10 protein-coding genes are annotated in these 12,988 nt (G+C 67.0%); all 10 read right to left on the reverse strand.

Annotation, left to right across the window (positions count from 1 at the left end; all coding sequences use genetic code 11):
• Nucleotides 1-161: 161 nt before the first annotated feature.
• Nucleotides 162-1,475 carry a tRNA lysidine(34) synthetase TilS gene (tilS, locus tag VV867_RS12775; protein ID WP_328566585.1) on the reverse strand — a complete coding sequence of 438 codons (1,314 nt, stop codon included), beginning with the start codon at nucleotides 1,473-1,475 and terminating at the stop codon, nucleotides 162-164.
• 378 nt (nucleotides 1,476-1,853) lie between these two features.
• Nucleotides 1,854-2,804, reverse strand: coding sequence for an acetyl-CoA carboxylase carboxyltransferase subunit alpha (locus tag VV867_RS12780; protein ID WP_109935165.1), 951 nt, complete (start codon nucleotides 2,802-2,804; stop codon nucleotides 1,854-1,856).
• A 116-nt stretch (nucleotides 2,805-2,920) separates the two neighbouring features.
• Nucleotides 2,921-6,454: a DNA polymerase III subunit alpha gene (gene dnaE / locus VV867_RS12785; protein ID WP_328566586.1), complete on the reverse strand. Its 3,534-nt coding sequence runs from the start codon at nucleotides 6,452-6,454 to the stop codon at nucleotides 2,921-2,923.
• A 97-nt stretch (nucleotides 6,455-6,551) separates the two neighbouring features.
• Nucleotides 6,552-7,163, reverse strand: coding sequence for a ribonuclease HII (gene rnhB, locus VV867_RS12790; protein ID WP_109935167.1), 612 nt, complete (start codon nucleotides 7,161-7,163; stop codon nucleotides 6,552-6,554).
• Entirely contained in the window at nucleotides 7,163-8,305 is a 1,143-nt protein-coding gene (gene lpxB / locus VV867_RS12795) for a lipid-A-disaccharide synthase (protein WP_328566587.1), read from the reverse strand. The genes rnhB and lpxB overlap by 1 nt, the downstream gene beginning before the upstream one ends.
• 2 nt (nucleotides 8,306-8,307) lie before the next feature.
• Nucleotides 8,308-9,084 carry an acyl-ACP--UDP-N-acetylglucosamine O-acyltransferase gene (lpxA, locus tag VV867_RS12800; protein WP_109935169.1) on the reverse strand — a complete coding sequence of 259 codons (777 nt, stop codon included), beginning with the start codon at nucleotides 9,082-9,084 and terminating at the stop codon, nucleotides 8,308-8,310.
• Nucleotides 9,081-9,521 (reverse strand): 3-hydroxyacyl-ACP dehydratase FabZ, encoded by a 441-nt coding sequence (gene fabZ, locus VV867_RS12805; protein ID WP_009616653.1) that lies wholly within the window; start codon nucleotides 9,519-9,521, stop codon nucleotides 9,081-9,083. The genes lpxA and fabZ overlap by 4 nt, the downstream gene beginning before the upstream one ends.
• A gap of 48 nt (nucleotides 9,522-9,569) precedes the next feature.
• Nucleotides 9,570-10,631, reverse strand: coding sequence for a UDP-3-O-(3-hydroxymyristoyl)glucosamine N-acyltransferase (lpxD, locus tag VV867_RS12810; RefSeq protein ID WP_328566588.1), 1,062 nt, complete (start codon nucleotides 10,629-10,631; stop codon nucleotides 9,570-9,572).
• The gene (locus VV867_RS12815; protein ID WP_109935171.1) at nucleotides 10,631-11,134 is read right to left on the reverse strand and encodes an OmpH family outer membrane protein; all 504 of its coding nucleotides are present in this window, start codon (nucleotides 11,132-11,134) and stop codon (nucleotides 10,631-10,633) included. The genes lpxD and VV867_RS12815 overlap by 1 nt, the downstream gene beginning before the upstream one ends.
• Before the next feature lie 48 nt (nucleotides 11,135-11,182).
• Nucleotides 11,183-12,988 (reverse strand): outer membrane protein assembly factor BamA (gene bamA / locus VV867_RS12820; protein ID WP_328566589.1); only part of this gene is annotated, 1,806 nt, incomplete at its 5' end.

The raw sequence follows: 12,988 nt of genomic DNA on the forward strand, positions 1-12,988 counted from the left end.
CTGAATGTCAGCGTTTAGGCGGCTGTGCCGCCGGGGAAGCGATGAATGGGCCGCGGCCCAAACCGCGGCGCATGCCGCTCAAAATAGCGTACTCCCGCTGATTCCGTGGGAATCGGCGGGAGCGGTACAAGACGGGAGCGTAGTCTACCGGAAAGGCCCTTTCATCTCAAACCCGGGTCACTCGTCGGGGGCGTCCAGCACAGGCGCCAGCCCGTCTCGCCGGCCCGGCGCAGCGCCGGCAGGTTGGCCGCGCCGAGCAGTTGCCCGCCACGCCAGAGCAGCGGCAGCCGCGGCCGGACGAAGGCCGGCACGGCGCTTTCGTTGAGCAGCCGCTTGAGGTCGCGGTGGCCGCGCCGGGCCAGTTCCAGCCGCTCGCCGCCGCCGCGCAGGCTCACCCGCAGCGGCCCGACGGGCGGTGCACCTTCCAGGTGCAGAAGGCCATTGCCGGGCAGCGCCAGGGGCTGCGACGGGTCGTCCCAGTTCAGCTCGCACGCTGCCTCCTGCAACCAGGCACCCGATAGCCACCAGAGCCGCCCGCCGCTGCGTTGCAGCTCGCCGGTGGCCAGGCGCCAGACCGGTTCGGCATCCCCGGCGGCATCGCGCAGGGCCTGCCAGCCGGCCCAGTGGGCGCTGTCCGGCATCGGCGCGAAGGGCGCCAGCCAGTGGCGCAAGGCATTGCGCTGGCGGCTTTCGCCGAGCGCCAGCAGCGGCGCCAGGGCCAGCGAGGGCACGTCCAGCCAGTCGAATGGGTTGCCGGGCCGCGCCGCGGCCAGGTCCTGCTGCGCCAGTTCGGCCAGCAGCGCCTCGGCCTCGGCCAGGTGCGCGGCGCTGCGGGCGATGTTGCCCGGCGCCTGCGGCCAGCGCTCGGCGAGCAGCGGCAGCACGCGCTGGCGCAGGTAGTTGCGGGCGAAACCGGTGTCGGCGTTGGACGGGTCCTCGATCCAGCGCAGGCCATGTTCGAGGGCGTAGGCTTCGAGTTCGGCGCGGGAGACATCCAGCAGCGGCCGCAGCAACATGCCGGCGCCCAGCGGCCGGGCCGTCGGCATGCCGGCCAGCCCGCGCACACCGGCGCCACGCAATAGGCGGAACAGCAGGGTCTCGGCCTGGTCGTCGCGGTGCTGGGCGGCCAGCAGGCAATCGCCCGTTTTCAGGTGTTTCGCAAAAGCCTCGTAGCGTGCGCGGCGCGCGGCCTGCTCCAGGCTGGCGCCCGCCGCTACCGTCACCCGCTCGATCGTCAGCGGCACGCCCAGCTCACAGCAGAACGTCTCGCAGTGCGCCGGCCAGGCATCGGCCGCAGCCTGCAGGCCATGGTGGACGTGGATGGCGGACAGCGGTGGCAGGGACTCGATCCTGGCCAGCCCGGCCAGCAGGTGCAGCAGCACCGTGGAATCCAGCCCGCCGGAGAAGCCCACCCGCCATGCAGGGACCTGGCGCCAGGGGGCCAGGGCGGTGAGCAGGCGGGATGCTAGGGGCATGGGGGCGGCTACAGGCTACAGGCTACAGGCTACAGGCTACAGGCTACAGGCTACAGGCTACAGGCTACAGGCTACAGGCTACAGGCTACAGGCTACAGGCTACAGGCTACAGGCGAAGAGCGTATGGCATAACCGGCGACTCCGCAGGCTCTTCGTAGGAGCGAGCTTGCTCGCGAATGGAGTTTTCCGGTAGCTGCGGTGTGGGGGATTGACGCTGTTCCCTCTCCCCAACCCTCTCCCTGAAGGGAGAGGGGGCTGTTCGGAGCGGTTTGGGAGTGAGGCGTCTCCTGCCAGGTTCGCAAGCAAACTCGCTCCTACAGGGCTGGGCAGGCTCTTCGCTCTTGCCTGCAGCCTGCCGCCTGTAGCCTGCCGCCGCCCTCAGGCAATCCCGTAGCTCATCAGCCGCTCGTAGCGGCGCGCCAGCAGTTCGTCGACGCTCAGGCCCTTGAGGGCGCCCAGTTGCGCCTTGATGGCGTTGCGGATGTTCTGCGCAGCGGCGGCCGGGTCGCGGTGGGCGCTGCCCAGGGGCTCGGGGATCACGGTGTCGACGATGCCCAGGTCCTTCAGGCGGGCCGCGGTGATGCCCATGGCCTCGGCGGCTTCCGGGGCCTTTTCGGCGGTGCGCCAGAGGATCGAGGCGCAGCCTTCCGGGGAGATCACCGCGTAGGTGGAGTACTGCAGCATGTTCAGGTTGTCGCAGACGCCGATGGCCAGGGCGCCGCCGGAGCCGCCCTCGCCGATGACGGTGGCGATGATCGGCGTCTTCAGGCGCGCCATCACGCGCAGGTTCCAGGCGATGGCCTCGCTCTGGCCGCGCTCTTCGGCGTCGATGCCCGGGTAGGCCCCGGGGGTGTCGATGAAGGTCAGGATCGGCATCTTGAAGCGTTCGGCCATTTCCATCAGGCGGCAGGCCTTGCGGTAGCCTTCGGGGCGCGGCATGCCGAAGTTGCGGCGCACCTTCTCGCGCACTTCGCGGCCCTTCTGGTGGCCGATGATCATCACCGGCTGGTCGTCCAGGCGGGCGACGCCACCGACGATGGCGGCGTCGTCGGCGAAGTGGCGGTCGCCGTGCAGCTCTTCGAACTCGCTGAAGATGTGCTCGATGTAGTCCAGGGTGTAGGGCCGGCGCGGGTGGCGCGCGAGCTGGGCGATCTGCCAGCTGCTCAGGTTGCCGAAGATGTTCTCGGTCAGCGCGCGACTCTTGTCTTCCAGGCGGGCGATTTCATCGCTGATGTTGATGGAGTTGTCGTTGCCGACCAGACGCAGCTCTTCGATCTTGGCTTGCATGTCGGCGATCGGCTGTTCGAAATCGAGGAAGTTCGGGTTCATGGGCTATCCGTCGTGCTGAATGGCGGCAGGGCCTGGTCCGTATGGCGCCCTACCTTACGGTATCGGGCGCCCAGGGTCGAGACTGGCGGGCGGCGGCACGGGGCCACCGGCTCACGCTAGCGGTAGTTGAGGAAGACGTTGTCGCGCCCGAACTGGTCACGCAGGGCTTGAATCAGCGCATCGGCCGGGTCGATGCGCCAGTCGTCACCGAACTGCAGCAGGGCACGGGCGTCGCTGGAACTGTAGTCGACGGTCACCGGGCAGTTGCCGCGGTGGCGGGTGCAGAGGTCGGCCAGCCAGCGCAGGCGGTCGCCCTTGAGCGCGTCCGCCGCGACCTTCAGCCGCAGGCTCTCGGCCAGCGCGGTGCGCGCCTCCTCCAGGCCCATGACGCGCTTGGCGCGCAGGCGCAGGCCGCCGGAGAAGTCGTCCTGGCTGACCTCGCCCTCGATCACCACCATGGCGTCGGTCTGCAGCAGGCCCTGGTTGGCGGCGAAGGCCTCGGCGAACAGCGAGGCCTCGATGCGCCCGGAACGGTCGTCGAGGGTGACGAAGCCCATCTTGTCGCCGCGCTTGTTCTTCATCACCCGCAGGTTGACGATCAGCCCGGCCACGGTCTGGGTGTCGCGCGCCGGCTTCAGCTCGACGATGCGCTGGCGGGCGAAGCGGCGCACCTCGCCCTCGTACTCGTCGATCGGGTGGCCGGTGAGGTACAGGCCGAGGGTGTCCTTCTCGCCTTTCAGGCGTTCCTTGAGGGTGAGTTCCTTGGCCTTGCGGTGGTTGGCGTAGACGTCCGCCTCGGGCTCGGCGAACAGCCCGCCGAACAGGTCCATGTGGCCGCTGTCGTGGCTGCGCGCGGTCTGCTCGGCGGCCTGGATGGCTTCCTCCATCGACGCCAGCAGCACCGCGCGGTTGCGGTCGATGTCGGCCAGGTAGGCCTTGGGCTCGTCATGGAAGTACGGGCCCAGGCGGTCCAGGGCGCCGGCGCGGATCAGCGCATCGAGGGTACGCTTGTTGATGCGCTTGAGGTCGATGCGGTCGCAGAAGTCGAACAGGTCCTTGAACGGCCCACCCTCGTTGCGGCATTCGGTGATGGCTTCCACCGGGCCTTCGCCGACGCCCTTGATCGCGCCCAGGCCGTAGACGATCTGGTTGTCGTCGTCGACGGTGAAGCGGAACTCGGAGTTGTTCACGTCCGGGGCGACGATGCGCAGCTTCATGTGCCGGCATTCTTCGATCAGCGTCACCACCTTGTCGGTGTTCTGCATATCCGCGGTGAGTACCGCGGCCATGAAGGGCGCCGCCCAGTGGGTCTTCAGCCAGGCGGTCTGGTAGGAAACCAGGCCGTAGGCGGCCGAGTGCGACTTGTTGAAGCCGTAGCCGGCGAACTTTTCCACCAGGTCGAAGATGTTGCCCGCGAGGTTGCCGTCGATGCCGTTGTTGGCGCAGCCCTCGATGAAGCCGCCGCGCTGCTTTGCCATCTCCTCGGGCTTCTTCTTGCCCATGGCGCGGCGCAGCATGTCGGCGCCGCCGAGGGTGTAGCCGGCCATCACCTGGGCGATCTGCATCACCTGCTCCTGGTACAGGATGATGCCGTAGGTGGGCTTGAGTACCGGTTCGAGGCCGGCGTACTGGTAGTCCGGGTGCGGGTAGGAGATTTCCTCGCGACCGTGCTTACGGTTGATGAAGTCGTCCACCATGCCCGACTGCAGCGGGCCGGGACGGAACAGCGCCACCAGTGCGATCAGGTCTTCCAGGCAGTCCGGCTTGAGCTTCTTGATCAGCTCCTTCATGCCGCGCGATTCCAGCTGGAACACCGCGGTGGTCTCGGCCTTCTGCAGCAGGTCGTAGGTCTTCTTGTCGTCCAGCGCGATGCGGTCGATATCGACCAGCTCCGCCTCGGCGACGCCGGCCTTGCGCTGGATGCGATGGATGATCTCCATCGCCCACTTGATGATGGTCAGGGTGCGCAGGCCGAGGAAGTCGAACTTCACCAGGCCGGCGGCTTCCACGTCGTCCTTGTCGAACTGGGTCACCAGGCCGCCGCCTTCCTCGTCGCAGGCGATCGGCGAGAAGTCGGTGAGCTTGGTCGGCGCGATCACCACGCCGCCGGCGTGCTTGCCGGTACCACGGGTGACGCCTTCCAGCTTCAGGGCCATGTCCCAGATTTCCTGGGCTTCCTCGTCGGACTTGAGGAAGTCGCGGAGCATCTCTTCCTGCTCGAAGGCCTTGTCCAGGGTCATGCCGACTTCGAAGGGGATCATCTTCGACAGCTTGTCGGCCAGGCCGTAGGACTTGCCCTGCACCCGCGCCACGTCGCGCACCACCGCCTTCGCGGCCATGGAGCCGAAGGTGATGATCTGGCTCACCGCGTTGCGCCCGTAGGCGTCGGCCACGTAGTCGATCACCCGGTCGCGGCCTTCCATGCAGAAGTCCACGTCGAAGTCGGGCATGGAGATACGTTCGGGGTTGAGGAAGCGTTCGAACAGCAGGTCGTAGGCCAGCGGGTCGAGGTCGGTGATCTTCAGCACGTAGGCCACCAGGGAACCTGCGCCCGAACCCCGGCCGGGGCCCACCGGCACGCCGTTGTTCTTGGCCCACTTGATGAAGTCCATCACGATCAGGAAGTAGCCGGGGAAGCCCATCTGGATGATGGTGCCCAGCTCGAACTCCAGGCGGTCGACGTAGACCTGCCGCTTCTCTTCGTAGTTCGGCGTGTCCTTGGGCAGCAGCACCTCCAGGCGCTCCTCCAGCCCTTCGTAGGAGACATGGCGCAGGTAGTCGTTGATGTCCATGCCTTCGATGGGAATCGGGAAGTTGGGCAGGAAGTACTTGCCCAGCTGCACCTCGATGTTGCAGCGCCTGGCGATCTCGACGGTGTTCTCCAGGGCCTCGGGCAGGTCGCTGAACAGCTCGGCCATTTCCGCCGGGGTCTTCAGGTACTGCTGGTCGGAGTAGTTGCGCGAACGGCGCGGGTCGTCCAGGGCGCGGCCTTCACCGATGCACACGCGGGTCTCGTGGGCCTCGAAGTCGTCCTGCTTGATGAAGCGCACGTCGTTGGTGGCCACCAGCGGCGCGCCGCTGCGCTCGGCCAGGGCCACGGCGGCGTGCAGGTGCTCCTCGTCGTTGACCCGCGCGGTGCGCTGCACTTCCAGGTAGAAGCGGTCCGGGAAGACTTCCATCCATTCGGCCAGCAGCGAGTCGGCCTGGGCGTCGTCGCCGCTGAGCAGGGCCTGGCCGATCTCCCCTTCCTTGGCCGCGGACAGTGCGATCAGGCCCTCGGCGGCCTGCTTCAGCCAGTCGCGCTCGATGATGATCTCGCCGTTGCGCTGGCCGTCCTGCCAGCCGCGGGAGATGAGTTCGGTGAGGTTGCGGTAGCCCTTGGCGTTCATCGCCAGCAGCGACAGGCGGCTGAGCGGACCGTCCTCGTCACGGCTGGCCAGCCAGATGTCGGCGCCGCAGATCGGCTTGATGCCGGCGCCCATGGCGGTCTTGTAGAACTTCACCAGCGAGCACATGTTGCTCTGGTCGGTGATCGCCACTGCCGGCATGCCGGCGCCGGCCACCGCCTTGCACAACGGTTTGACCCTGACCAGGCCGTCGACCAGGGAGTACTCGGAGTGCAGACGCAGGTGGACGAAAGAGGCGGTCATGACGGTCCTATGCAACACGGAAACGATAAGCGGCCGATTGTACCGGCCCGCTCCGCAAAGCTACAGGCTTCAGATCGCCACTGCCGCCGTGTGGCGCTCAGAAGATGCCGGTCGGGCTTTCCAGCAGCACGCGCACCGGGGCGAAGGAGCGCCGGTGGATGGGCGTCGGGCCCAGGCGCTTGAGCGCCTCCAGGTGCACCGGGGTCGGGTAGCCCTTGTGCCCGCCGATGCCGTAGCCGGGATAGAGGGCTTCCATTTCCTGCATCTCGCGGTCGCGGGAGACCTTGGCCAGGATGGAGGCGGCGGCGATGGCCGGCACCTTGGCATCGCCCTGCACCACCGGGGCCGCCGGCACCCTGAGTTTCGGGCAGCGGTTGCCGTCGATCAGCGCCAGTTTCGGGATGACGCTCAGGCCTTCCACCGCGCGCTGCATGGCGAGCATGGTGGCGTGGAGGATGTTCAACTGGTCGATTTCCTCGACCTCCGCGCGGGCGATGCACCAGGCCAGGGCCTTCTCGCGGATTTCGTCGAACAGCGCCTCGCGGCGCGCCTCGCTGAGCTTCTTCGAGTCGTTCAGGCCGATGATCGGCCGCGCCGGGTCGAGGATCACCGCGGCGGTGACCACCGGGCCGCAGAGCGGGCCGCGGCCCACCTCGTCGACACCGGCCACCAGTTCCTCGACCAGGTCAAAATCCAGGCCCATCTGCATCAGCGTTTCTCCACCAGGGCGAGCACCGCTTCGGCGGCCTGCGCGGACGCATCCTGGCGCAGGGCGCGGTGGATGGCGTCGAAGGATTCGGTCTGCGCGCTGCCGTCGTCCAGCAGCGGCAGCAGGTGTTGCGCCAGGGCCTCGGGGGTCGCCGCGTCCTGGATCAGCTCGGGGGCCAGCAGGCGCCCGGCGAGCAGGTTGGGCAGCGAGACGTAGGGACTCTTCACCAGGCGCTTGAGGATCTTGTAGGTCAGCGGCGCGACCTTGTAGGCCACCACCATCGGCCGCTTGTACAGCAGCGCCTCGAGGGTGGCGGTGCCGGAGGCGATCAGTACCGCGTCGCAGGCGGCCAGGGCCTCGTGGGACTGGCCGTCGAGCAGTTGCAGCGGCAACTGGCGGCCTTGCAGCATCTGCTCCAGTTGCACGCGCCGCTCGGGGCTGGCACAGGGCAGCACGAAGCGCAGGCCCGGCCGCTGTTGCAGCAGGCGTTCGGCGGTGTCGAGGAAGAGCGCACCGAGCTTGCCCACCTCGCCACCGCGGCTACCCGGCAGCAGCGCCACCACCTGGGCGTCGGCCGGCAGCCCGAGCTGCTCGCGCGCGGCGGCGCGGTCGGCTTCCAGGGGGATGGTGTTGGCCAGCGGATGGCCGACGAAGCGCACCGGTACGCCGTGCTCTTCGTAGAACCTCGCCTCGAAGGGGAACAGCGCCAACATCAGGTCGCAGGCCTGCTTGATCTTCAGCACGCGCTTCTGCCGCCAGGCCCAGACCGAGGGGCTGACGTAGTGCACGGTGCGGATGCCGGCGCGGCGCAGTTGCAGTTCCAGGCCGAGGTTGAAGTCCGGCGCGTCGATGCCGATGAAAACGTCGGGGCGCGCGAGTATCAGGGTACGGATCAGGTCCTTGCGGCGCTTCAGCAACTCGCGCAGGCGGCCGAGAACCTCGACCAGGCCCATGACCGCCAGGCGCTCCATGGGGAATTCCGAGACCAGGCCCTGGGCCTGCATGCGCGCACCGCCCACGCCGATGAACTCGACCTCGGGATGACGCTCGCGCAGGGCCTGCATCAGGCCGGCGCCGAGGATGTCCCCCGAGGCCTCGCCCGCCACCAGGGCGACGCGCAGCTTGCCGGTGCCCGCAGCCATGGTCAGCGGGTGATGCCGCGGGTAGCGCTCTGGATGGAAGCGCAGAACACCGCGACTTCCGGGAACTGCGCGGCGGATTCGGCCAGCTCGGCGAGCGCCTCCTCCACGGTCAGGCCCTGGCGGTACACCACCTTGTAGGCCCGGCGCAGGGCATGGATGGCCTCGGCGCTGAAGCCGCGGCGGCGCATGCCCTCGAAGTTCATGCTGCGCGCCTCGGCGGGGTTGCCGAAGACGGTCACGTAGGCCGGCACGTCCTTGCCGATGGCGGTGCCCATGCCGGAGAAGCTGTGGGCGCCGATGCGGCAGAACTGGTGCACCAGGGTGTAGCCGGAGAGGATCGCCCAGTCGTCCACGTGCACGTGCCCGGCCAGCGCGGTGTTGTTGACCAGGATGCAGTGGTTGCCGATCACGCTGTCATGGCCGACGTGGACGTAGGCCATGAACAGGTTGTGGTCGCCGATGGTGGTTTCCGAGCGGTCCTGGACGGTGCCGCGATGGATGGTCACACCCTCGCGGATCACGTTGTGGTCGCCGATCACCAGGCGCGTCGCCTCACCCTTGTACTTCAGGTCGGGAGTGTCCTCGCCGACGCTGGAGAACTGGAAAATCCGGTTGTGTCTGCCGATCTTCGTGGGGCCCTTGAGCACCACGTGCGGACCGATCACCGTACCTTCGCCGATTTCCACATCCGGCCCGACGATGGACCAGGGGCCCACCTCTACGTCGTCGGCCAGCCTTGCCCGCGGATCGATGATGGCGCGAGGATCGATCAAACTCATAGTTTGCGTTCCGCACAGATGATTTCGGCCGAGCACACCGGCTTGTCATCGACGGTGGCGTGGCAGTCGAACTTCCAGATGCCGCGCTTCACGCTGATGAACTGGGCATGCAGGTTCAGTTGGTCGCCCGGCAGCACCGGCTGGCGGAAGCGCAGCTTGTCGGAGCCGACGAAGTAGTACAGGGTGCCGTCGGCCGGCTTCACGTCGAGCATCTTGAAGCCGAGGATGCCGGCCGCCTGGGCCATGGCCTCGATGATCAGCACGCCGGGCATGATCGGGTGCTGCGGGAAGTGGCCGTTGAAGAAGGGCTCATTGATGCTGACATTCTTGTAGGCGCGAATGCGCTTGCCCTCGATGTCCAGCTCCACCACCCGGTCCACCAGCAGGAAAGGGTAGCGATGAGGCAGGTATTCGCGAATCTCGTTGATGTCCATCATGTTCAGGGGAGCCTGTTCAGAAAAGGGAAACGCCAAAAAATGCGTGACTCACGCATCAGATGGAGTGTCTCCGCTCGGGGTCACGGCGGCCAGGCGCTTTTCCAGCTGTTGCAGACGACGGGCCATGTCGTCGAGCTGGCGAATACGGGCGGCGCTCTTCTTCCATTCAGCGGCGGGCTGCATGGCCGTGCCGGATGAGTAGGCGCCCGGCTCGGTGATCGAGCGGGTGACCATGGTCATGCCGGTGACGAAGACGTTGTCGCAGATCTCGATGTGCCCGACCAGGCCGACGCCGCCGGCGAGCATGCAATGCCTGCCGATCTTGGCGCTGCCGGAAATCCCGCAGCAGCCGGCCATGGCGGTGTGATCGCCGATCTGCACGTTGTGCGCGATCATGATCTGGTTGTCCAGCTTGACGCCGTTGCCAACCAGGGTATCGGACAGCGCACCACGGTCGATGGTGGTGTTGGCGCCGATCTCGACGTCGTCGCCGACGGTCACCCCGCCGATCTGCGCGATCTTCTGCCAGACGCCCTGCTGCTTGGCGAAGCCGAAGCCTTCGCCGCCGAGCACGGCGCCGGACTGGATGACCGCGCGCTTGCCGATGCGCACGTCGTGGTAGAGGGTCACGCGCGGGGCCAGCCAGCCGCCGTCGCCGATCACGCTGCGCGCGCCGACGAAGCAGTGGGCGCCGAGAGTGACGCCGGCGCCGATCTGCGCGCCGGCCTCGATCACCACGTAGGGGCCGATGCTGGCCGTGGGATCGACGCTGGCGCTGGCATCGACCACCGCGGTGGGGTGGATGCCGGCGGGCGCCCTGGGCTTGGGATCGAACTGGTGCGACAGCCCGGCGTAGGCCAGGTAGGGGTCGGGCACCACCAGTGCGTTGCCGGCGAAGCCTTCGGCATCGGCGGCGGTGAGCAGCACCGCTCCGGCCCGGCTGTCGACCAGGAACTTGCGGTACTGTGGGTTGGCCAGGAAGCTCAGTTGCTCGGGGCCTGCGTCCTGCAGGGTGGCCAGGCCGTGGATGACCACGGCCGGGTCGCCGCGCAGCTCCGCCTGGAGCTGAGCTGCCAGTTCGGCGAGGGTATGGGACCGCGGGCTCATCATCAGCGCAGCTGGTTCATCCGCTCGATGACCTGGCGGGTGATGTCGTACTGGGGCTTGACGTCTACCACCGCGCCGCGCTCGACCACCAGGTCGTAGCCGCCCTTCTTGATGGTTTCCTCGACGGCCTGGTCCAGCTTCGGCTTGAGCTTCTTGAGCATCTCGCGGTCGGCGGAGGCCTTGGCTTCGTTCAGCTCCTTGGACTGGAACTGGAAGTCACGGGCCTTCTGCTTGAAGTCGTTCTCGGCCTTGTCGCGCTCGGACTGGGACAGCTTGCTGCCGCCGTTGACCAGCTTGTCCTGCAGGGCCTTGGCGTCGCTTTCCAGGGCGCGCAGCTTGGTCAGCTGCGGGCCGAACTTCTTCTCGGCGTCGACGGCATACTGCTTGGCCGCATCGGACTCGAGGAGTGCCATCTGGTAGTTGAGTACCGCGATCTTCATGTCGGCGAACGCGGGGCTCGCCATCAGGGCGGCGGTGATCAGGACGAACTGGGTCAACTTACGCACATTGCACTCCTGCACAAAGCTAGGTTGTCTATACAACAATACGGCGAATTAGAAGGTCTGCCCCAGGGAGAACTGGAAGATCTGGGTTTCCGCGTTGTCCGGCTTCTTGATCGGGGTACCGAGGCTGAAGCTCAGCGGGCCCAGCGCGGTGATCCAGGTCAGGCCCACGCCCACGGACATGGCCATGTCGTTGAGCTTGATGCCGTCGCAGCCCTGGGTGCTGGACAGCGGGCAGTCGGAGTCGAACACGTTGCCCACGTCCCAGAACAGTACGGTACGCAGCTGGCTCTGGTCCTTGACGAAGGGCAGCGGGAACAGCAGTTCGGCGCCGCCGGTGATCATCACGTTACCACCGAAGGCCTGCGGGTCCTGGTCCGGGTCGGTGTAGCGGCCACGGGCGTCAGGTCCACCCGCTGCGATGCTGGTCGCGGGGTCGGCGACACTCGGCGTACTGCGCGGGCCGAGGGAGCTGTCCTTGAAGCCGCGCACCGAGTTGAAGCCGCCGGCGTAGTAGTTCTCGTAGAACGGCAGGCGGTCGGTGGAGCCGTAGCCGTCGCCGTAGCCCAGCTCGGTGTGGAAGCGCATGGTGTAGGTGTCGGACAGCGGCGCGAAGATCTGGCCGCGGTAGTCCAGCTTGTAGAACGACAGGTCGCTGCCGGGGATGGTCGACTCCAGCACCAGGCTCTGGGAATGGCCGCGGGTCGCCAGCACGCCCTTGTTCAGGGTGGATTCGGACCAGCCGATGGAGGCCTTGAAGTTGGTGAAGTTGTCGCCTTCCTTCTCGAGGAAGTCGAAGATCTCGTCGACGGTGTAGGCGCCGGTGTCGATGGTGTCGCGCTGCACGGTCAGGCCGTAGGTCAGGCGCGAGGTCTCGCTGATCGGGTAGCCGATGCTGACGCCGGCGCCGAGGCTGTTCACCGAGTAGTCGGAGACGTCGACGTCGAGCTTGTCGTAGTCGGTCTTGCGGTAGAAGGCGTTGTAGCCCAGGCTCACGCCGTCGACGGTCCAGTAGGGGTCGACGAAGCCGAAGTTGTAGCGGGTCTGGTAGTCGGACTTGGTCAGGCCGATGCTGACCTTGTTGCCGGTACCCAGGAAGTTGTTCTGGCTGATCGAGCCGCCGAGGATCAGGCCCGCGTCCTGGGCGAAGCCGATGCTGGCGGTGATGGAGCCGGAGGGCTGCTCTTCCACGCTGTAGTTGACGTCCACCTGGTCGTCGGTGCCGGGTACCGCCGGGGTCTCGACGTTGACCGTCTTGAAGTAGCCCAGGCGCTCCAGGCGCTGCTTGGACTGGTCGATCAGGTAGGTGGAGGCCCAGCCGCCTTCCATCTGGCGCATCTCGCGGCGCAGCACCTGGTCTTCGGTCTTGGTGTTGCCGCGGTAGTTGATGCGGTTGACGTAGGCGCGCTTGCCCGGGTCGACCACGTAGGTGATGGACACGGTCTTGTCGTCGTCGTGCGCTTCCGGCACGCCGTTGACGTTGGCGAAGGTGTAGCCCTCGTTGCCCAGGCGGCGGGTGATCAGGTCGGAGGTGGAGGTCATCACCTTGCGCGAGAACACCTGGCCCGGCTCGACCAGCATCAGCTTCTTGATCTCTTCTTCCGGCACCTTGAGGTCGCCGGTCAGTTTCACCTCGCGGACCTTGTACTTCTCACCCTCGTTGATGTTGACGGTGATGTAGACGTGTTTCTTGTCCGGGGTGATGGACACCTGGGTGGAGGCGATGTCCATGTGGATGTAGCCGCGGTCCAGGTAGTAGGAGCGCAGGCGCTCCAGGTCGCCGGAGAGCTTCTCGCGGGAGTACTTGTCGTCGTTCTTGAAGAAGGACAGCCAGTTGGTGGTCTTCAGCTCGAACAG

Source organism: Pseudomonas sp. JH-2, from assembly GCF_036231725.1.
GTDB classification, from domain to species: Bacteria; Pseudomonadota; Gammaproteobacteria; order Pseudomonadales; family Pseudomonadaceae; genus Pseudomonas; species Pseudomonas delhiensis.